17 protein-coding genes are annotated in these 21,213 nt (G+C 73.0%); 13 read left to right on the plus strand and 4 right to left on the minus strand.

Annotated features, from left to right (window positions below; translation table 11 throughout):
* Position 1: 1 nt before the first annotated feature.
* The 13 genes from ACFYQ6_RS07000 (at position 2) to ACFYQ6_RS07060 (ending at position 17,428) form a co-directional block, all read left to right on the plus strand.
* The gene (locus tag ACFYQ6_RS07000; protein WP_388762213.1) at positions 2 to 3,130 is read left to right on the plus strand and encodes an AMP-binding protein; all 3,129 of its coding nucleotides are present in this window, start codon (positions 2 to 4) and stop codon (positions 3,128 to 3,130) included.
* Positions 3,120 to 4,418, plus strand: coding sequence for an alanine racemase (locus tag ACFYQ6_RS07005; RefSeq protein ID WP_388761264.1), 1,299 nt, complete (start codon positions 3,120 to 3,122; stop codon positions 4,416 to 4,418). The genes ACFYQ6_RS07000 and ACFYQ6_RS07005 overlap by 11 nt, the downstream gene beginning before the upstream one ends.
* The gene (locus ACFYQ6_RS07010; RefSeq protein WP_388761267.1) at positions 4,411 to 8,376 is read left to right on the plus strand and encodes an amino acid adenylation domain-containing protein; all 3,966 of its coding nucleotides are present in this window, start codon (positions 4,411 to 4,413) and stop codon (positions 8,374 to 8,376) included. The genes ACFYQ6_RS07005 and ACFYQ6_RS07010 overlap by 8 nt, the downstream gene beginning before the upstream one ends.
* A complete protein-coding gene (locus tag ACFYQ6_RS07015; RefSeq protein WP_361573040.1) occupies positions 8,363 to 8,626 on the plus strand; it encodes an acyl carrier protein in 264 nt (87 codons plus the stop codon). Before ACFYQ6_RS07010 ends, ACFYQ6_RS07015 begins: the two co-directional genes overlap by 14 nt.
* A 95-nt stretch (positions 8,627 to 8,721) precedes the next feature.
* Positions 8,722 to 9,549, plus strand: coding sequence for a TauD/TfdA dioxygenase family protein (locus ACFYQ6_RS07020; RefSeq protein WP_388761270.1), 828 nt, complete (start codon positions 8,722 to 8,724; stop codon positions 9,547 to 9,549).
* A 73-nt stretch (positions 9,550 to 9,622) separates the two neighbouring features.
* Positions 9,623 to 10,135, plus strand: coding sequence for a redoxin domain-containing protein (locus ACFYQ6_RS07025; RefSeq protein ID WP_361573036.1), 513 nt, complete (start codon positions 9,623 to 9,625; stop codon positions 10,133 to 10,135).
* The gene (locus ACFYQ6_RS07030) at positions 10,132 to 10,458 is read left to right on the plus strand and encodes a rhodanese-like domain-containing protein (RefSeq protein WP_361573034.1); all 327 of its coding nucleotides are present in this window, start codon (positions 10,132 to 10,134) and stop codon (positions 10,456 to 10,458) included. The genes ACFYQ6_RS07025 and ACFYQ6_RS07030 overlap by 4 nt, the downstream gene beginning before the upstream one ends.
* 167 nt (positions 10,459 to 10,625) lie before the next feature.
* On the plus strand, positions 10,626 to 11,405 hold the full coding sequence (locus ACFYQ6_RS07035; protein ID WP_388761273.1) for an enoyl-CoA hydratase/isomerase family protein: 780 nt from the start codon (positions 10,626 to 10,628) through the stop codon (positions 11,403 to 11,405).
* 2 nt (positions 11,406 to 11,407) lie between these two features.
* Positions 11,408 to 12,823: an asparagine synthase-related protein gene (locus ACFYQ6_RS07040; protein ID WP_361573030.1), complete on the plus strand. Its 1,416-nt coding sequence runs from the start codon at positions 11,408 to 11,410 to the stop codon at positions 12,821 to 12,823.
* 162 nt (positions 12,824 to 12,985) lie between these two features.
* Positions 12,986 to 13,636 carry a GNAT family N-acetyltransferase gene (locus tag ACFYQ6_RS07045; RefSeq protein WP_361573028.1) on the plus strand — a complete coding sequence of 217 codons (651 nt, stop codon included), beginning with the start codon at positions 12,986 to 12,988 and terminating at the stop codon, positions 13,634 to 13,636.
* A gap of 2 nt (positions 13,637 to 13,638) precedes the next feature.
* Entirely contained in the window at positions 13,639 to 15,054 is a 1,416-nt protein-coding gene (argH, locus tag ACFYQ6_RS07050) for an argininosuccinate lyase (protein WP_361573026.1), read from the plus strand.
* Complete coding sequence (locus ACFYQ6_RS07055) at positions 15,051 to 16,244, plus strand: argininosuccinate synthase (RefSeq protein WP_388761277.1); 1,194 nt, start codon at positions 15,051 to 15,053, stop codon at positions 16,242 to 16,244. Before argH ends, ACFYQ6_RS07055 begins: the two co-directional genes overlap by 4 nt.
* Positions 16,245 to 16,246: 2 nt before the next feature.
* Complete coding sequence (locus tag ACFYQ6_RS07060; protein WP_388761280.1) at positions 16,247 to 17,428, plus strand: MFS transporter; 1,182 nt, start codon at positions 16,247 to 16,249, stop codon at positions 17,426 to 17,428.
* Positions 17,429 to 17,495: 67 nt separating this feature from the next.
* On the opposite strand, the gene ACFYQ6_RS07065 is transcribed toward ACFYQ6_RS07060, so the two are convergent.
* The 4 genes from ACFYQ6_RS07065 to ACFYQ6_RS07080 all read right to left on the minus strand — a co-directional run bounded on the left by ACFYQ6_RS07065 (position 17,496) and on the right by ACFYQ6_RS07080 (position 21,206).
* A complete protein-coding gene (locus ACFYQ6_RS07065; RefSeq protein ID WP_388761283.1) occupies positions 17,496 to 17,891 on the minus strand; it encodes a GNAT family N-acetyltransferase in 396 nt (131 codons plus the stop codon).
* Between the two features lie 120 nt (positions 17,892 to 18,011).
* Entirely contained in the window at positions 18,012 to 19,049 is a 1,038-nt protein-coding gene (locus tag ACFYQ6_RS07070; RefSeq protein WP_388761286.1) for a MerR family transcriptional regulator, read from the minus strand.
* Entirely contained in the window at positions 19,043 to 19,783 is a 741-nt protein-coding gene (locus ACFYQ6_RS07075) for a HEAT repeat domain-containing protein (protein ID WP_361573430.1), read from the minus strand. The genes ACFYQ6_RS07070 and ACFYQ6_RS07075 overlap by 7 nt, the downstream gene beginning before the upstream one ends.
* Before the next feature lie 538 nt (positions 19,784 to 20,321).
* Complete coding sequence (locus ACFYQ6_RS07080; protein ID WP_388761289.1) at positions 20,322 to 21,206, minus strand: DUF4429 domain-containing protein; 885 nt, start codon at positions 21,204 to 21,206, stop codon at positions 20,322 to 20,324.
* Positions 21,207 to 21,213: the final 7 nt, after the last annotated feature.

Below are 21,213 nucleotides of genomic sequence, written 5' to 3' on the forward strand. Positions count from 1 at the left end.
GATGCTTCGCCTCACCGGAGACGACCGCACCGCCCTTCTGTGGCGCGGCCGTCGGACCAGCTACGCCGAACTCGTCTACGCGGCCGACACGCTGACGGACCGTCTGCTGAGCGCCGGCGCCACCGGCACCCACGTCCTGGTGATGGGCCCGCTGTGCCCTGCCTACGTGGTCGGGCTGCTCGCCGCCCTGCGCAGCGGCGCGGTGCCGGTGCCCGTCGACGCCGGCCTGACCGCCGGCCGGTACGCGTGGACCGAGCGCATCGCCCGGCCGTCCGCCGTCCTGTCCAGCGACGTCTCACCAGCCGGCCACTACCGGGGTGTCGGCGACCCGGACGAGGTGGTGCTCGACGCCGCCACCGGCCTGGCGGTCGCGGACACCGCCGGCCCCGCCGGGCGGCCAGGCCCGCAGCGCCACACCGACCCCGACGCCGGCTACCTCATCCCGACGTCCGGCTCGACGGGGGAGCCGAAGGCGGTCGTCGGCAGCCGCCGGGGCCTGCACGCGTTCCTCCACTGGTTCACGGCGGAGTTCGCGCTCACCCCGGCCGATGTGTGTGCCGCCGTCACCCGCACCAACTTCGACCCCTCCCTGCGTGAACTCCTCGCGGTGCTCACGGCGGGGGGCACCCTGAGCCTGCCCGACGTGGACGCGCAACTGGACCCGGAGGCCCTGGCCCGTCACCTGGCGGCCCACGAGGCCACGATCGCCTTCCTGGTCCCCTCCCTCGCCCGCCGGATCGGCGACGTGCTCGACGGCGTGTCCCCGGGCGGCCTCGACCACCTGCGGCTGGGGTTCTTCGCCGGGGAGGTACTGCCTCGCAGGGTCGTCGACCGGTGGACCCGGCTGGCCCCGGGGGCCGAGTTCGTCAACCTGTACGGCTTGACCGAGGGCACCCTGGCCCAGCTGTACCGCCGGGGCATCCGCGGCACGTCGGGCCTGGTGGCCGACGGCGTCCCGGTCGGCCGCCCGAGACCTGGCACGTCCGTGCGCGTCGACGACCCCGGACCGGACGGCTCCGGCGAGGTCGTCGTCACCTCCACTGCGCCGGCACTGGGACTGCTCTCCGGCGAACCCGGCCCCGAGCCGGGGACGTTCCGGGTCACCGCACTCCCCAGCGACCTGCGCACCGGTGACACCGGACGCCTCGACGAATCCGGCGAGCTCGTCGTCGTGGGCAGAGGCGGCAACGACCTGAAGGTGTCCGGCCGCCGCGTCTCCTACCAGCGCTTCGTCGACGAGGTGGAAGGGCTGCCCGGCGTCCGCCAGTGCGCTGTCGTCGACCGGGACGGGCCGCACGCGTTCGTCGCCGTCGCCGATCCCGCCGCACCGGCGGCCCGGACGCTGCCCGCCGCCGTCGCGGACACCGCCCGGAGCCTCGGACTGCCCCGGCCGGCCGTCCACGTCCGTGGCGACCTGCCGCTGCTGCGCAGCGGGAAGGTCGACCGGACCGCGCTGGCCGCCTCCGTCGTCCCGGACAGGCCGGCGGATCTCCCGGCTCCCGCAGTTCCGAAGGCGGGCGGCACTGTCGAGGAACAGCTGCGGGCCCTGCTGGGGTACGGGGCCGGCACCGCGTCCACGACACCGTTCGTCGACACGGGCCTGACCTCCCTCGACATCATGGAGTTCGCCCCGGAGGTCAACCGGCGCTTCGCGACCGGCCTGTCGGTGAAGGACTTCTTCGGCCTCCGCGACGTCGCCGCCCTCGCCGAGGCGGTCGACGCCTCGCGGGCCGCAAGCGGTGCGGCCACCTCCGGCGGTGCGGCCACCGCGTCCGGGCCGGCCACCTCCGCCGGTGCGGCCACCTCCGGCGGTGCAGCCACCTCAGCCGTGGAGATTCCCGCCGGCTCAGCGCCCGTGCCCGGGGCGGCCACCGGTGACACGTACCCCCTGTCGGAGCGCCAGCTGGCCTACCGGGCGCTGTGCATGGCCGACGGCAACGCCGACTGGTGCAACATCTCCCGTGAGATCCCCGTCGACGGCACCTTGCGTACGGACGCCGTGCAAGCCGCCGTCGACACCCTGGTAGCCCGTCACGACGTGCTCAGGCTCGCGCTGACCCCCGACGGGACACGGCAGCGGCACACGGAGGCGTCCGTCGTCCGGTGCCTCGTACGTCCCTGTGACGGGCCCGCGGCCCGCGGTGCGGAGCACCGGGCACGTGTCCAGGAAGCCCGTGTACGCGCCGTGTCGGAGCTGATCGACACCGGCGCGGCACCGCCCCTGCGGGTGGTCACCGTCAGGGGCGAGGACACCACCTCGGTGCTCCTCGTCGTCCACCACCTCTTCGTCGACGGCCTCAGCCTCGACCTGCTCGCCCGGGAACTGGGGGAGCTGCTGCACGGCCGCCGCCTCCCCGGCGCCCCGCCCGCGACCGGGTACCGGGACTACTGCGCAGCGACCGAACGCCGCGCGGTGGGCGATCCCGCGGACGCCGCGTACTGGGACGACCTGCTCGCGGGCGCCGGGCAGGTCGTCCTGCCGGAGGCCACCGGCGACGGCGCCGCCTCGGGGGAACTGCTGTCGAGGCCCTTCGGCGTCGCCGCGACACGGGCCGCCAACCGGCTGGCCACCGCGACCGGGGTCTCGGTGTTCTCCGTCGTCCTGGCCGCGTTCGAACTCGCCGTCGCCCGCACGTTCGGGCTCGGGCCGCTGACCGTCGTCGTGCCCGTGCAGATCCGCCACGGCTCCGCAGCGCACACGGCCGGCATGTTCACCAGCCAGCTCGTCGTCCGCGGGCGTGGCCCGGCCACCGTGGCTGAGCGGGCGGCGCAGTTCGCCGCGCAGGTCGAGGCGGGGCTCGCACACAGTTCACGCGAGTTCGACCAGCGCGCCGAGGCCCTCGGCCTCGCCGGCACGGACTGCTTCCCGCTCTCCACCGTGCTGTTCAACCAGCACCCCCGCCGCCGAGGGCTCCGCGCCGGCGACCTGGGGGACTGGCGGCCCCGCCCGCTCGGACGGGCCCTGCGCTACCAACTGCAGGGCGAACTCCAGATGTCCGGCGGCGAGATGGCGCTGACCTACTACTACCGGCGGGGCATCACCGCGGACCGGGCCGACGTCGTCGACCAGGTCCACGCACACGTCCTCGCCGTACTGCGCGACGCAGGAAGGACCCCTGGTGAGCACTGACACCGGCACCGAGATCAGTACCGAGACCGGAACGGACGCCGTTACGGACACCGTTACGGACACCGGTACGGACTCCGGAACCAGCACCGAGACCGGCACCCCCACCCGCGGCAACACCACGCCCGCCCCCACCGACCGTCAGGCGCTGCTGCTCGCCCGGCGGGCCGGCGCCACGCCCGCGTACCTGTACGACCGCGGTGAGCTGCGGGCCGCCGTCGCGCGGGTACGCGCGGCGTCCATCGAGGGCGCCGGCCTGTACTACTCGCTGAAGGCCAATCCGCACCCGGGCGTCGTCAACGCGCTGGCCCCCCTGGTCGACGGCTTCGACGTGTGCTCGCGCGCGGAGATGGAGACCGCCCTCGACTCCGGGACGCCCCCTGGCCGGGTGCTGTTCACCGGACCCGCCAAGTCGGGGGGCGAGGCCGCGGCAGCACTGGCCGCGGAGGTCGCTGTGACCGTCGAGTCACCTCGTCAGGCCGCGCTGCTCGCGGCGACGGCAAGGGAACTCGGCATCGGGGGGCGCGCCGTGATCAGGCTCAACACCCCTTACCCGGCGCGCGTTCCCGGCGGCGAGCCGTCCCCGAACCAGTTCGGTGTCGACGCGGACGACGAGGCACGTGTGGTGGAGACGCTGCGCGCCGGCGGCCTCTCCGTCTCCGGCCTCCAGTTGTTCTGGGGCTCGCAGTACGCCGACCCCGCCGTCGTGCACGCCGCCCGCGTGGCCATGACCGCCCGCGCCCTGGCATGCGTGGACCGGTTCGCCCTGGAGGTCGACTTCGTGTCCGTCGGCGGCGGGATCGCGATGCCCTGGTGCGACGCCGACCCGGACGTCGACTGGGCGGCCATGGCCACGCCGCTGTCCGCCCTCCCGGACGGCGCGGCGGGCCTGCCGCTCGTGTGCGAGTACGGGCGCTCCCTCGTCGGACCGGCCGGAAGCCTGCTGACCACCGTCCTCGACACCAAGACCGTCGGCGGCCTGCGCCACGTCCTCGTCGACGCCGGGATGAACCACGTGATGATCGCCAGCCGCCTCGTCGCCGGAAACGGACGCGGCGAGGTGCGGGTCCGCGCCGTCGGGGCCCCGCCGGACGCGCCGACCGGCCCGGTCCGGGTCACGGGCCCGCTCTGCTCCCAGCTCGACGTGCTCGCCGACGGCGTACTGCTGCCCGAGGTGGAGCCGGGCGACCTGCTCCTGTTCGCGGGGGTCGGTGCCTACGGCCCGACGTTCAGCCCCGGCGGCTTCCTCAGCCGCGAACCCGCACGAGAGGTCGTCCACGGCGATGTCTGACACCGCGACCCTGCCGAGGACCGCGCCGACGGCGCTCCCCGCCCTCGGCCCCATCCAGCGCGCCTACCTCGTCGGCACGCAGGACGGCCTCGAACTCAGCGGACCCGCACGCTACTACCTGAGCTGCGACCTGGACCCGGACCGGGCCGCAGGCATCGGCGCGCGGCTGAGGGAGCTGGTGCGGTCCAACGACATCCTGCGCGTACGGGCCGACGCCGGACTGGCGCTCACCGTCCTGCCGCCCGACGTGGCCGACGCCGTCGACGCGGACGTGCGCCAGGTGGAGGACCACGCCTTCGACGCCGCCGACACCGAGGTCCGCCGCCTCTGTACCGACGACCGGTTCGCCTTCGGTGACTGGCCGCAGCTGGAGGTGACGGTGGTCCGGTCCGCCCACCGGGCACGGCTGCACCTCGTGTACTCGCTGTGGCTCATGGACGCCGCGTCCCTCGCCGCGTTCCTCACCGGCCTGGTGACCGACGGCGGCGCACCGGACACCGAGTCCTGCGCCGTCCCGCCCGCCCCGGACGCCGCCGCGTCCAGCGCCGCCCCGCCCGCACCGCGCCGCAGCCGGACCGCACGCGACGAGCGGTTCTGGCGGGAGCGGGCCGCCTCCCTCGCCGGCCCGGCCGAACTGCCCCTGCGCCCCGGATGGCGCCACACCGGCCCCCGCGTGTCACACCGCATGGTCACCCTGGACCCGGCCACGGCGCAGCGGATCGAGGAGCGGGCCGCCGCCCGCGGGCTCACCCCTGCCATGGTCCACCTGGCCGTCTACGGCACCGTCCTGGGCCGCCTCGGCGGCGGCGCGGCCCACACGGTGACCGTGCTCCACTCCCGGCGGAGCGGGCCGGCCGGCCCCGGCGGCCTCGGCAACCACGGCAGCAGCATGCCCCTGGAGATACCGGCGGCCGCAGGGTTCGCGGACACCGCCCGCGAGGTCCAGCGCCGCTACCTGACACAGGCCGTGCACGGCTCGCTCGGCGGCGCCGAGATCATGCGCCTCGCCGATCCCTCGGCCGACCTCAGCCGCCTCGCCCACCCGTACGCCTTCACCGCGCTCGACGCCGACACCCGTGGCGAGTCCGCAGCGGGCCTGCGGCGCCGCTGGGACGACGTACAACTGCGTGTCCCGCAGGTCCTGATCGACCATCAGGCCGTGCGGGAGTCCGACGGCAGCGTCCGCCTCGGTTACGACTGGCGCACCGACGCGTTCGACCCCGGCTTCGCCGACCATCTGGTGGAGTGCTGCGTGCGGCTGAGCCGCGACCTCGCCGCCGACGACGCGCCGTGGGACGCGCCGCCGGCGCGGCGGCCCGCTCCCGCCCGCCGCCGTCCGTCCGGCCCCGCCCGTTCGGAGACGCTCCACGGACGCGTTCTCGCCACCGCCGCACGCACCCCCGACGCACCGGCCGTGCACGACGAGGGCGGAACGCTCTCCTACGCAGGCCTCGTCGCGCTGGCCCGTGCCGCCGCGGACACCCTGCGGGGCGCCGGGGCGCGTCCCGGCGACCGCGTGGCCGTCCACCTGCCGCGCGGTCGCGGACAGGTCGTCGCCGTCCTCGGCGCGCTGCTCGCCGGCTGCGTCTACGTCCCGCTCGACGACGCCACCCCGGACGGCCGCCTCGACGGCATCGCACGGCGCGGCGGCGTACGGTTCGCGCTCACCGAGCCGGGGGACGGCGCCCGCTGGACGGAGCGCGGCGCCGTGCCCCTGCCGCTGCCCGGCAAACCGTCGCCGACCGCCCCGTCCCCCACCGCCCCGTTCCCGGACGGCGCACCCGGACACCCCACCGCCTACGTCATCTTCACCTCCGGCTCGACCGGCGAACCCAAGGGCGTCGTCGTCTCGCACACGGCCGTCCTCGGTACCGTCGACGCCGTCAACGACATGATCGGCCTGTCGGAGGCGGACCGGGTGCTCTCGGTGTCCTCGATCGGCTTCGACCTGTCCGTGTACGACCTCTTCGGCCCTCTGCTGCGCGGAGGTTCGGTCGTCATGCTGTCGCCGGACAGCGCCAGGTCCCCCGCCCGGTGGGTGGAACTCGTCCACCGGCACGGCGTCACCGTGTGGAACTCCGCACCCGCCCTCGCGTCGCTGCTCGCCGAGGAGCGCTCCGCCCTGCCGTCGCTGCGGTCGGTCCTGCTCAGCGGCGACTGGATACCCCTGTCCCTGCCCGGCGCGCTGTGCCGGCTGGCGCCCCGAGCCCGGATCACCAGCCTCGGCGGTGCCACGGAGGGCGCGATCTGGTCCATCGCCCACCCCGTGGGAGAGGAGGACTGCGCCGGGCGTTCCATCCCGTACGGCCGGGCGCTGCCCGGCCAGGAGATCCTGGTGCTCGACCCCCTCCGGGAGGTCTGCCCCGACTGGCAGGTGGGGGAGATCCACATCGCCGGCGCCGGTGTGGCCGACGGATACGCGGACGACCCGGAGCGCACAGCGGCGGCCTTCTTCGACGACCCGGTGTACGGGTGGACCTACCGCACCGGCGACCGGGGCCGCCGTCACCCCTGCGGGACCATCGAGTTCCTCGGCCGCACCGACAACCAGGTGAAGCTGAACGGGCACCGCGTCGAACTCGGTGAGATCGAGCACCGCCTGGAGCAGGCCCCCGCCGTACGGTCCGCCGCCGTGTGCGTGCGCGGCGACGGGCGGCGCAGGCGGCTCGCCGGCTTCGTCACCCTCGCCCCCGGCGCCCCGGCCGACTGGCGCAGCGGCGTGACGGCCGGCCTGCGGGACACCCTGCCTGCCTACATGCTGCCGGACGTCCTCGTCGCCCTGGACGAGCTGCCCCTCAACGGCAACGGCAAGATCGATCGCCGCCGGCTCGCGGCGCTCCCGATCACCCCGGAACCAGGGAGCACCGCCCCGGGACCCGCAGACCCTGCCACGGCCCCCGGGAGCGGCGACGGGGCCGGCGCTCCGCTGTCCGGCCTCCACGGCCACGAGGTCGCGGCCTGCTGGCGCGAGGTCCTCGGCCGCCCCCCGGGCACCGGGTCCTTCTTCGATGCCGGAGGCACGTCCTACGACGCGATCAGGCTGCTCTCCCTGCTGCGCAGCGGCTACGGGCACGAGGTGTCCTTCGGGGACTTCATGGGCGACCCGACAGCGCGAGGGCTGGCCGCCCTGTGCCTGCGCAGCCGCCCCGCGGACCCCACCGGCGTGTGGACGCACCGGCCGAGGACGTGTACCGCCCCGCGTCTGCGGCTGGTCCTGTTCGCGCCTGTCGGCGGTGGTGTCTCCTGCTACACCGGCCTCGTCCGCGGTCTCGGGGACGACGTCGACGTGCACGTCGTCGGCCTCGACGCCCCCGCTGACGCGGCGGGCGCCACCACCCTGCCGGAACTGGCCCGCCAGTGCCTGCGGAGGCTGCCGGCGGTGACACGCGGCGACGGCGTGCCGACCGTGTTCGCCGGCTGGTCCTTCGGCGGCGCCCTCGCCTACGAGGCGGCCTGCTCGGGCGAGGCCCGTACCGCCCGTGTCGTGGTCGTCGACACCCCGGTCGCCACCGCGGCCAGGGCGAGCGGCGAGGCCACCTGGGAGGACTTCCTGCACGACGTACGGCAGACCGCCGGGGCCACAGCCGTGGCAGGCGACGCCACCGCGGACCCGGCGCTCGCCGACCGGTTCGCGGTCCACCGGCGGAACACCGCGCTGCTGCGGACATGGGCCCCCCGGCCCTCCGATCGACTGCCGCTCGTGGAACTGCGCGCCGTCGACGCGCCCGCCGAACCCGACGGCACCGCCTGGGCACGGCTCGCCCACCGCGAGGAGTGCGTCTCCCTGGCCGGCGGTCACTTCCAGGTCTTCGACGGCGACAACCTGCGCCTGGTCCGGAACGCGATCGAAGGAGCCGCGTGCGGCGACGCGATCGAAGGAGTGGCGTGCGGCGACGCGATCGAACACGTCACGTGCGGCAACGCGACAGAAGGAGAGAAGTGCGATGACCGGCTCTAGTGCGACGACCGGCCCCGAGGTGCGTGGCGCGATCCACGAGGAACTCGCGGCCCACGGATGCTCCGCCCCGCCGGACCGGCACGATCTCGACCTCATCGGCCTGGGCGTCAACTCGGCCGTCCTGATCCAGATCCTGTCGGCCCTGGAGGACCGGTTCGACATCGACCTCGACACGGAGCAGTTGTTCTCCGAGCCGCTGACGGTGGCCCGGCTGGAAGCCGGCATCACCCGCGCCGCAGCGGCCGGCTGACCACGGCCCGCCCCTACGACCACCGGCGCCCAGCCGGTGAACCGACCCTGCACCAGCGGCGCCGCGCCGGTGCCTCCACCGCCGAAGGGACCCCCATGTCCGAACAGACCGCACGCCGGCAGCTCACCCCGTCCGGGATGGGCTCGCTGCTCCCCTGCGACCCGCAGGACTCCGTCGAGGACCTCGCCCTGACGGCCCGCCGGGCCGCACTGGAGACCGGATGCGCGCTGATGCGCGGCGTACGCCTGGACGAGGACGGCTTCCGTCTCCTCGTACGCTCGCTCGGCGACACCGTCGACCACAAGTTCGGCGAGGGACAGGCCGACCTGCTCAAGCTCAACGCCTCCCGTGACAAGGACAAGGTGGTCACCGGACGCGGAGCGCTGCCCCTGCACACCGACGGCCTCCTGGTGGGGGAGCGGGTGGACCTGATCATCCTGTACGCGGCCGAGTTCTCCGACGTCCCCGGTTCCGGCGAGACGTACGTGAGCGACCAGTTGAACGCCTGGGAGGAGATGCCCGCGCACCTTCGCCAGGTCCTCGACGAGCACGAGATCGAGTACCTCGTCACCGAACGCGGCTACTTCCCGACCGTCCCCGAGGACTGGTACACCATCCCCACCACCCGCGACTACGGCCGGGTGAAGTCCCTGAACCTCGCCACCGCCTTCGCCCCCGACGCCGAACCGCGTTCGTGGGACGTACGGGTCAAGGGCATGGAGCGCACCGCCTCCGACGCGTTCTTCACCGAACTCGACACCTTCCTGCGCGGCGAGCGCTACGCCTACACCCACCGGTGGCAGGTGGGTGACCTGCTGGTCATCGACAACCAGCGCACCCTCCACGGCCGCACCGCCATCAGCGACGGCGGCATCCGCGTCCTGTTCCGCGGCCAGCTCACCCTGTCGGCCCCCGCGGCCTGACCCCCGTACGTCACCCGGACAGACACCGCCCCGGCCGCCCGCCGCCCGCACCGCCTCCCGACAGGAGACCCGCATGCTCAAGACCCGCCGCCCCGCCCCCGAACTCGACGTCCCCCTCACCACCGGCGGGCGCTGGGCCCTCGCCGACCAGCGGCCGTCCACCTTCAGCCTGGTGGTCTTCTACCGGGGCGTCCACTGTCCCATGTGCCGGGCCCACATCACCGAACTCGACGCCCACGCCGACAAGCTCGCCGAACTCGGGGTGACCTCCGTCCTCGCGGTGAGCGGCGACGACCGGGGCCGGGCCGAACGCGCCGTGGAGGAGTGGGGCATCACCCGCGTACCGATCGGCTACGACCTGGGCCAGGAGACGATGCGCGCCTGGGACCTGCCCGTCTCCAAGGCCATCAAGGAGGGGCAGCCCAACGAGTTCAGCGAGCCCGGCCTGTTCCTCGTCCGCCCCGACACGACGCTGTACGCGGCCGTGCAGACCAGCATGCCGTTCCTGCGACCGCACATCGACGAGGTCGTCGAAACCATCCGCTGGATCAACGAGAACGACTACCCGGCGCGGGGCGAACTGTGACCACCCCCGGGGCGCTCACCGCGGGTGAGCTGAAGGCGCTCCTGGACGCGGGCGCCCCGGTCGACCTCGTCGACGTGCGCGAACCACACGAGTGGGAAACCGTCCGCATTCCCGGCGCACGGCTGGTGCCCATGGCCGCCTGGCTGGACGGCTCCGCGCTGCCCTCCCTGCGACCTGGCCGTCGCCCCGTCTTCTACTGCCGCAGCGGGGTGCGGACCCTCGCGGTCCTCGCAGCCGTCCGAGCGGCCGGACACACCGACGCCGTCCACCTGGAGGGCGGCGTCAACGCCTGGGTGCGCGACATCGGCCCCGGGCCGCCGTAGGCCTGCTCCGGGCCGGCCTCCGCGTCGCAACGGCGGTCGCCACCACCCGTTCCCGCGCCCCGGACCCGTTGTCGCCGCACACCGCAGAACAGCCCCGTTACCCACCGGCCGCGCACCCGCCCCGTGCGCCGCCCACCCCACCCATTCCCCTGCCCACGGAGGAACACGTGACGAGCACCGATACCGCCAACACGAGCATGCAGTGCGAGGTGCTGCCGGGCGCGGTCGCCCTGGTGGAGTTCTCGCAGGCGCACGAGCAGAACCCGTTCAGCCGCGCCCGCATGCGCGAACTGACCCAGCTGGTGCTGGACCTGGACATGAACGACGAGGTCCGTTCCGTTGTCCTCTACGGCGGAGCGGGGCGCTCCTTCGGCGCGGGCGGCGACTTCCACGAGGTGTCGGAATTCTCCGGTGGCGACGAGGTCGACGCCTGGATCGACGACATCACCGACCTCTACAGCACCCTCGCCGGCATCTCCAAGCCCGTGATCGCCGCGATCGACGGGTTCGCCATCGGAGTGGGCCTGCAGATCGCGCTCTGCTGCGACGTACGGATCGGCAGCAGCGCCTCCACCCTCGTCATGCCCGAGTTCAAGGTGGGCATCGCCTGCAACTTCGGCGGCTACATGCTGGAGACCGTCGTCGGCCGGAGCGTGATGCAGAACATGCTCTACACCTGCGACCCGTGGCCCGCCGACCGCGCGCTCGCCGACGGACTGCTGCACGAGGTCGTCGAACCCGGCCTGCTGCTGGAGCGGGCCCTCGAACACGGCCACCGCATCGCCGGATACACCGCGGCCGCCGTCCAGTCCACCCGGGCACGTGTCAACGGGCCCTACGTACAGGGCCTGCGGCGCGTCCGCGAGGAAGGCAAGCGGTCCCACCGCACCGCATTCTCGGCAGGCGAGGCACAGCAGCGCATGCGCCGCATCATCGGAAAGGCCTGAACATGTTCCCCGTCAGCAAGTGGTGCGTCGTCACCGACACCCCCGTCCCCGCCCTCGCCGGCCTCGCCGCGCACGCCGACCTCGGCGGCCTCCACGTCTACCACCGCGGACCCACCACGGCTCAACTGCCCTCCGAAGCACCGTTCCTGGTCGACGTGGCGACGCTGCGACTGCTCGCCGCCGACGCTCCGGAATCCGCGCCGTGCACCCTGCGGGTGACCCACGACGCCGTCACCGCGCGGACGTCCCCGCTCAACGAGAACCCGGTCTACTACGCGGCCGACCGGATCCGTGGCCGCTTCGCCTACTTCACGGACCTGATGGTCGCCCCGCTGGTCCTGCCCGCGCTGGGCCTGCCCGTCACTCCCGCCGACCTGCCCGGCCCCGACCACGCCACTCCGCTCGCCGGAGTGGTACGCCTCCGGCACGGCACCGTCGTGCGCACCCGGTACCGGCGGGGCCACTGGCTCACCGAGACCGCCGACGAGCCCGACCCCCTGGGCGGCTTCCACAGCCCCCACCGCAACGACCCGGCTGCCGCCGGCGAGGCACAACTCGAAGCCCTGGCAGCGGAGATAGCCCGGATCGACGCACTCGCACCCGCGGGCACGGGCTACGCGACCCTGCTGTCCGGAGGCATCGACTCCGGCACCGTCACCCACCTCGCCGCCACCGCGGGACTCGACGTCACGCCCTACAGCGTCGCCACGCCGTGGGGCGACGAGCTCGCCGACGCCGCGGAACTCTGCGGGGAGCTGGGCATCGGGCTCGAAGCCGTACACCTCACCGAGGACGACATCGTCGCCTCCGTCCCCGAGGCCGTCCGCTGGCTCGGCGTCACCGACCCCGAGGTCGTGGAAGTGGCCCTGACCGCGACAGCCGTGCAGCGCCTCGGCGCCGTCCCCGCCCGGCGCGTCCTGCTCACCGGATACGGCAGCGACCTGATCAACGCCGGCCTCTACCGCCCCTTCGAAGCGCGTGAGGAGCTGATCGACCAGGTCCTCGGCGCCGTCGACCGCACCCGGCGCAGCAACGAGCTGTCCAACCGGATGCCGCTCGCCTACGGCACGGTCGTCCACCACCCGTTCTGGTCGTGGCCGGTGATGCGCGTCGCACTGGAGACCGCACCCGAGTGCAAGGTGCGCGAGGGGCGGGAGAAGTACCACCTGCGCACCGCCATGGGACGCCGGGTCTCCGAACCGATCGCGTGGCGCAAGAAGATCGCCGTCCACCACGGCGGCGGACTCCAGGACGGGGTGGCCCGCCGGCTGGAGCGTGACACCGGCATCACCGACCGGGGCGCCGTCTACCGGGCCGTCTTCGCGGAACTGGTCTCCCTCGCGGGCCAGGGCGAGCTCGAGCCGGCCGACCCCGTGGCCGTACTCGACCGTGCCGTCGCACGCGTCCGGAGCCGCTGAGCCACCGAGCCCCGGCATCCCGCTGCGGCACCGCCGCCGACCGCTGACGACGAGCCCGTCACGACCAGCGGCGGCTTCGCCGCGAGGTACCACCCCGCACCCGCTCCTGCCCGCCACAGCGCTGTGACCGGGTCATCACGTCATCCACCACAGAAGGACCAGATGAGCCAGCAGTTCACCTCGCCGGGAGTCACCACGTCGTCTCCGGCGCGCGACGCGGCAACCGCCCCCACCCGTCCACCGGCGGCCCCGGCGGCGGACGCCGACTTGTACGAGGTACGGCGGCGGCCCCTCAGCACCGCCGAGGCCGACGAGGTCATGGAGCAGATCCGCCGCTCGTCCGCCATCACCGGTTACAGCGCCGCCGAATGGACCGGCGGGCGCGACACCTTCGTCCTGGTCCACAAGGCGACCGGCCGGCTCGCCGGCGCCCTGCTCGTGCACCACCTGCTCGGCCGGTGGAGCGAGATCGCGGTCGTCTTCGTCCTGGAGGAGCACCGGGGAAGAGGGCTTGGACGCCGGATGCTCCACGGGGCCCTCGGGAGTCTGCGGGCCATGGACCGCGACCTCCTGCTCTTCTTCTCCTCCGACACGATGGGCCGGATCTGTGCCGAGGCAGGGTTCTCCGTCTCCGCCTCCGAGGCCGACTTCGTCCGCGGATCCCTCGCGCGCGCCTTCCACCTGAAGGTCGTCTACAAGATCCAGTGGCTCTCCAACGCCTACCGGCTGCGCGAGATGCGCAGGAAGCGCCGGGCCTTCCAGTGCTCCTTCGAATTCCGCGTGGCCGCCCTGACGAGTGAAGGAAACCGTTGACCATGACCGACACCAACCGCGACGACCAGATCTGGCAGGGCTGGCTCACCGGCGGCAGCTCTCTGCTGGAGGAGGTCAACGCCTCCGTACGCTTCGACCACCGGCTCGCCCGTCAGGACATCGACGGGTCCATCGCCCACGCCCGGATGCTCGCCCGCTGCGGGGTCGTGACCGAGACCGAGGCCAAGGAGATCGTCCACGGCCTGGGCCGCATCCGCGAGGAGATCGAGGCCGGGGACTTCGTCTTCGACCCCGCCCTCGAGGACGTCCACATGAACATCGAGGCCCGCCTGCGGGACCTCGTCGGACCCGTCGCCGGACGCCTGCACACGGCACGCTCCCGCAACGACCAGGTCGCCGTCGACGCCAAGATGTGGGTCCGGGCGGCGATCGACCGCCTCGACGCCCTGCTGGGCCAGGTACTGGAGATCATCGCGGAGCGGGCCGAGGCGCACCACGCCGACGTCATGCCGGGCTTCACCCACCTCCAGTGCGCCCAGCCCGTGACCATCGGCCACCACCTGCTCGCCTACGGCGAGATGTTCCTGCGCGACCGCGACCGGCTGCGCTCCGCCCGCCGCCGCCTCGACGAGTCCCCCCTCGGCGCCGCCGCCCTCGCCGGCACCGGCTACCCGATCGACCCCCACGACACCGCCCGGCAGCTCGGCTTCGGGGGAGTGACCCGTAACTCCCTGGACGCCGTCTCCGACCGGGACTTCATCCTCGACTTCCTGTCCGCCGGCGCCACCCTCGCCGTCCACGTCTCCCGGCTGGGCGAGGAGATGGTGATCTGGAGCACCCCCCAGTTCGGGTTCATCGCCCTCCCCGAGGACCTCTGCGCCGGCTCGTCGATCATGCCGCAGAAGCGCAACCCCGATCTCCCCGAGCTGATGCGGGCCAAGTCCGGCCGCATCTTCGGCGACCTGATGGCCCTGCTCACCGTCATGAAGGGGCTGCCGCTCGCCTACAGCCGTGACATGCAGGAGGACAAGGAAGCCCTCTTCGACGCCGCCGACCACCTGGAACTGAGCGTGCGGGCCGCGGGCGCCATGCTCCGCGGCATCACCTTCCGCCCCGAGAAGACCCGCCAGGACGCGGCGCTCGGCAACACCGTCGCCACCGACCTCGCCGACTGGCTGGTCGCCGAGCGGGGCGTGCCCTTCCGGGAGGCCCACAGCGTCGTCAAGGGCCTCGTCAAGTGGCTGGGGGTGCAGGACAGGGAACTGAAGGACGCCGCCCCGGCCGAACTCGCAGACTTCGACGCCCGGTTCGCCGACCTGCCCGCCGAGGTGCTCACTGTCGAGCACGCGGTCGCACGCCGCAACTCCCCAGGGGGCACCGCCCCCGCACTCGTCCGTGAAGCAGCCGTGGAACTGCGCCGGCGCAACGCCGCGCTCGACCGAGGAGAAGACCGATGACCAAGCGCGTAGTCCTTGCGTACTCCGGCGGAGTGGACACCACCGCCTGCATCCCCTACCTGCGCCACGAGATGGGCGCCGACTTCATCGTCGCCATGGCGGCCGACCTCGGCCAGGGCGACGAGCTGGAGCCGATCCGGCAGAAGGCACTGGCCGCCGGCGCGGACGTGTCCGTCGTCGTCGACGCCAAGGAGCGGTTCGTCACCGAGTTCGGCTTCCCCGCCGTCCGGGCCAACGCCCTCTACGACGGCCAGTACCCTCTCTCCTCCGCACTCGGCCGGCCCCTGATCGGCGAACTGCTCGTGGAGACCGCCCACGCCTACGAGTGCGACGCGGTCGCCCACGGCTGCACCGGCAAGGGCAACGACCAGGTCCGCCTCGACCTGACCGTCGCCCTGCTGGACTCCTCGCTGGAGATCATGGCCCCGGCCCGCGAGTGGTCGTTCAGCCGCTCGGAGACCATCGCCTACTCGGAGAAGTACGGCATCGAACCCCACGTCACCAAGGAGAAGCCCTGGGCGATCGACCTCAACATACTCGGCCGCAACGTCGAGGCCGGTCTCATCGAGGACCTGACCTGGGAGCCCACCGAGGAGGTCTGGAGCCTGACGACCGCCCCCGAGGCCGCCCCCGACGCCCCCGTCCACGTCACCGTGGGCTTCCGGTCCGGCATCCCGGTCAGCGTCGACGGCGATGAGCTCGTGCCCCTGGACCTCCTGGCCCGGCTCAACACCCTCGCCGGCGCGCACGGCTACGGCCGGATCGACATGCTCGAGAACCGGGTCGTCGGCGTGAAGTCCCGCGAGCTCTACGAGGCCCCGGGCATGCTCCTGCTCATCCGCGCCCACCAGGAGCTGGAGAACCTGACGCTGCCCGCCGACGTGCTCAACCAGAAGCGCCCGCTGGAGGCCGTCTACAGCAAGGCCGTGTACGACGGACTGTGGCACGGCCCGCTGCTCGCGGCCCTGAACGCGTTCGTCGGCGCCACCCAGACGACCGTGACCGGGGAGATCACCCTCAAGCTCTACAAGGGCGGCGTGAGTGTCGCCGCCCGCACCGCGGAGCGCTCCCTGTACCGCCACGAGCTGGTCACCTACGGCAGCGACTGCACCTTCGACCAGAGCAGCGCCGAGGGCTTCATCGACATCTTCAGCCTGCCCGGCAGGGTGTGGAACAAAGTGAACGGCTGACCATGCTGGAAGCATCATCGACCGTGGCACGCCCCGGAGGACCGGGCGTCTTCCGTACCGCCGTAGGACCGATCGCCGTCATCGGCGTCTTCGGTATGACCCTCGGCATCACCTATCCGCTGCTTTCCCGCATGCTGGAGGAGCGCGGCGTCTCAGGGACGGTGATCGGCCTCAACGGTGCGATGACCCCGCTGGGCATGGTGCTCACCGCCGTGGCCGTCCCGGCACTCGTGAGACGGTTCGGCGCCTGGCGGCTGATGACAGCGGCATCCGCGGGCACGTCCGTGATCATGGCGCTGTTCGCGGTGACCGACAACCTCGCCCTGTGGTTCCTGCTGCGCGGTGTGCTCGGCAGCTGCGCCGTGGCGATGTTCATCCTCAGCGAGACGTGGATCAGCGAGAACGCGGGTGCGACCCACCGGGGACGCCTGCTGACCGCGTACACCTCCGTGCTCGCCCTGGGATTCTGTATCGGCCCCGCCGTCCTGAGCGTGTCGGGCAACTCCAAGCCGCTCGCCCTCACCCTCGCGGTCGTCAGCCCCGTCCTCGCCCTGTGGCCGCTGTGGACGGAGCGCGCACGTGTCCCGTCCATGCGTGCCTCCGGGCGGGTGCCGGTGGCGGCGCTGGCACGGCAGCTGTCGGTGCTGCTGGTGGCGGTCCTCGCGGTGTCCGTCTTCGACGCGGTCACCCTCCAGTTCCTGCCGCTGTACGGGGACCGCTCGGGGCTCGGCTCCGGTCAGGGCGAACTCGCCCTGACCATGCTGCTGGTCGGCCAGATGGTCCTGCAGTTCCCGCTGGGCTGGCTGGCCGACCGCATCGGCGGCCGGGCGGCCCTGATGCTCTCCCTGACCGTGGGGGCGGGCGGCGCGCTGCTCCTCCCCACCGTCATGGACTCCGGCCCCTGGCTCTGGCTCGTGGTCGCGGTGTGGGGCGGCGTCGCCTTCTCCGGCTACGCGCTCGTGCTGAGCATCCTCGGCGCCAATCTCGACGGCGAGGACCTGCTCATGGCCAACACCGCCTTCGCCGTCGTCTGGGGCGTGGGCGGAGTCGTCGGGCCGCCCTACGCGGGCGCGGCGATGGACATCTGGGGTGCGGACGGCATGCCCTGGTCGCTGGCGCTGCTGTGGATCCTGGCCCTGGTCACCGCAGCCGCGGCGCTCGCGGCCCGCACCCGCCGCCGCTGACCGGCACCGCACCCGGCGTGCCACCGCCCACCGTGGGCGGTGGCACGGCGGGCTCGCGGCCGCGATGTCAGAGGGCGATCAGCCCTGCCGGTGTCTCCCGGAAGCCACAGACATCGACATGGAACGAACGCAGAGGTTCCTCGAAGTCGACGTGAAGCCATGCGCAGTTCGCGGCACGGGCCTCCTCGGCCGCAACAGCGACCAGGGTGGCGCCGACCCCTCTCGACCGAAGGTGCCGGGCGACCACCGTATCCAGAATGAAGGCGTGTGCTCCACCGTCCCAGACGACGTTGACGAATCCGATCAGGGAGCCGTCCTCCCACGCGCAGACCCAGCCGAGACTGTGGCGCTCAAGTCGAGCTCGCCAGCCCGTCCGGGCGATCGGGGAGCCGAAACCGTCGGCGTGCAGAGCGCCGAGGGACGCGTCGTCGAAGTCGCCGCGCCACTCGTACGTGATGGTCACGCCCGGATCATAGTGCCCGGTACGGGCTGAACATGACGGGCGGAGCGTCTGCGGACCCAGAACTCCGGGCGTGCCCTGAGCCGTTGAAGCCTCCGGCGAGGCGCAGGTCGGACAGCGCGTTCAGGAAGGCTCGTCCGCCCGGTGTTCGAGGGACCGCTCTTCGAGAACTCCGACGAGGGCCGAGGCGACGAGGGCGACCGCGGCGTCGTCGTCGTGAGCCAGACGGCGCAGGACCTCCTGCGCACGGGTTCCCGAGAGCTCGACCAGTGCCTGGGTGAGGCGGATCCGCGTCGCGGAGTCCGCGGTGGGTGCGGCCAGTTCGCCGGCCAGGGCGGTCATGATCCGGTCCGCGCACCCGGGGTCCAGGGACAGCGTTCCCAGAACCTCCGCGGCGTCCACGTCGTTGGAGCCCTCCACCACCATGCCGACCAGTGTGGGCACAGCCGCGGCCACGCCCTGCCTGCCCAGAGCAAGAGCAGCGTGCCTGCGTACCGTCGTGTCCGGGTCCCCGAGGGCGTCCGCGAGCACTGCCATGGCACCCGGAGCCTCGGGCATCTCGGCGATCGCCAGCACCGCGCGCTGCCGGATGCCGGCGTCCTCCGAGCGCATGCCGGCGTGCAGCGTCGCCACGCCGTCGCTGCCCGTTCGGGCGAGCGCCCAGCGCAGGGCGCCTGCGACGTGCGGATCGGACTCGTTCAGTACCGCCCCGGCCAGCAGTTCTGCGGGCACCGGCACGTCCTCCCGCCGGGCCAGGAGAACCTGCTGTCTGCGCGCGGCGCTGGGCGAGTTGAGTTCCCGCACGAGTTCGACGATGCGCAGTACTTCCTGCCAGTCGGTGGGCGCCGACGCGTCGATCGCGCGGAGCCGTTCGAGCAGTTCCTGCTCTCGCGCCAGGCGCTCCTCCGTCTGACGGATGAGGTCGCCGACCAGGTCGAGCGGCGTGAAGGCCGGGTCCTCCAGCGCGCGCCCGATCTGCTTGAGCGAGAGCCCGAGGGACCGCAGACTCTCCACGTGGAAGATCCTGCGGACATCGTCGGCGGAGTACTCGCGGTAACCACCGAGGGTGCGGCCCGTGGGCCGCACCAGCCCCAGAGCGTCGTAGTGCCGGAGCATCCGGGTGCTCACCCCGGAGCGGCGCGCCACATCGCCGATCAGCACTCCGCGCGCTCCGAAGCCTCCACCTGCTCCGCCCTCTCCGCGGGCCCGGCGGTCTCCGAGGTCTCGGTGCCTGCCGACGTCGCCGCCGCGGCAGCGGCTCGTTCCGGGCCGAGTGCGACCATGCGCTTCGCCTCGTCGAGGGCCGCGTCGAAACCGGTCTCCGGGTTCTGCCGGAGCAGCTCGGTGGCACGGGCGTGCGCGGCCGTCGCCGGGTCGGCACTCTCCGCTGCCCCCTCCAGGGCGGGCTTGATCACGTCACCGAGGTCCACCAGGGCCCGGCTCAGACTCAGCTGCACATCTCGGTCGCCACGGCCGAGCTGCAGAACCAGCTCGTCGGTCAAATCCTTCTCCTCGTGCTCGGGTACGAGGACGACCGCGACGCGCCACGCGGTACGCGCGACCTCGTCGTCGGCGTCCCGCAGCATGTCGCGGGTGATCCAGGCCCACGCACTCCTGTCGCCGATCTTGGAGAGGGTGTGCAACGCCTGACTGCGGGCCCGGGGACGCCCGGAGTCCAGCTCACGGCGGATCCGGGGCAGGGTGATCTCCGTCGGGAGACGGGTCAGTGCCCAGGACAGCATGTCGCGTACGAAGAAGTCCGGCTCGACCGCGCAGCGCTCGACGAGCACCTCCAGGAACACGGGGTCGGGGTCGGAGCCGACCGCCAGGGCCGTCCGAAGCCGGACCGAGGAGTCCTCGGATCCGAGGGCGTCGGTCACACGGGTGTTCTGCATGGTTGCGTCGGTCGCGTTGATCGGGACCACCTCCTGCGCCACAGTAGAAACGTTGTCACCGTGTCAAGGTCAAGCGCGTGACCGACGCGTCGGATGCGTCTTCCGGGCCCCTCGAAGCGGTGTCGCATGGTGTTCGGCAGTGGCTCGCTCACCCGCCCGAACCTCCCCTGTCGCACTTGTCCACCCTGATCGAGTGGGCGATGAGGGGGACTTCCGGGTAGGTGACGTGCTGTCGGTCTCGTGCCCCTTCACGGTCACCCGGGTCGTGGCCGCTCGTCCTGCTCAGCCGTGCCGGGGCACCGTCGTCCGTCGAGGATGCCGAAGAGGTGGCTGCGCGCACGGCGACCGGGTCGCACCAGGACACGGTCCGGGAGTGGACGGCCCTCGCCGACGCCGCGCCCACACCCTGACCCGCCGGAACGCCTGCGGATCTCTCCCGTGGCACAGCCCGGACCCGCCCCTCCGGGGGCGGGCGTACGACGAGCCGAGGACAGAGGGCCTCGGGTGGTGGCGGGTCCGGGCGGGCCCCGCAGGTCGCTCAGAGGCGCTTCAGGACTGCGGCCTTGGCGGTGGCGAACTCCTCGTCGGTGAGGACGCCGGCCCCGTAGAGCTCCCCGAGCTCGCGGAGTCTGCGCAGCAGCAGGTCATGGTCGTCGGCGGCGGGCGCGGCGGCGGCCGGGGCGAGCTCCGGGGCGGGGGAGGGCAGGTCGCGGGGTACGGCCCGGCGGGCGGGCGCCCGCAGCCGGACGAGCACGGCAGCCGCGACCAGGACGGCGGTGTACTCCCGCTTCGACAGCCCCCACAGCTCCAGGGAGTACGGATCGAATGTGGCCGGCGCGGTCGACACCGCACCTGCCCGGTCGAAGCGCAGGGAGCCGTTCTCCAGCCCGATGGAGGGCACCCAGCGCACGCCCGTCACCTCCGGCAGTGGGAGGGAGACCGTGCCGCCGGCCGTCTTGGACTCCGCGGCCTTCCAGTTCCAGGAGAGGCGGACGGTCTCGCCGTCGAAGGAGGCCGTACCGTCCCCGCCCCCACCGGAAACCGGCACCGACGGCCCCGGCAGCAGGAAGCGGTCCACCGGCCCGTCAGGCACCTGCTCGATCAGCAGAGCGTTGCGTATCTCGTCGACGAGATACTCCGCCACACCCGTGCGGTCCTTCTCCACCACCAGATGGTACGGATCGGAGGCATCCTTCAGCCGTCCGTCCGCCGCCCACAGCACGGGGCAGGCTCCGGACCGCAGTCGCAGCCGCAGACGGCCGCCCTTGCGGTCCGGCTCGAACGAGACCCCCGCCACCGCGTGCAGCGGGACGATGATCTCACCGAGGTCCTGACGCACCGGGTGCACCTTGCCGCCAGGCACGATCCGTATCGCGTCTCCGTCGAAGCCCCATGTGCCGTCACGCGTGATGATGTCCGCCATACCCCGG

The organism is Streptomyces sp. NPDC005494 (genome assembly GCF_042872025.1).
In the GTDB taxonomy this organism is placed as follows: Bacteria; Actinomycetota; Actinomycetes; order Streptomycetales; family Streptomycetaceae; genus Streptomyces.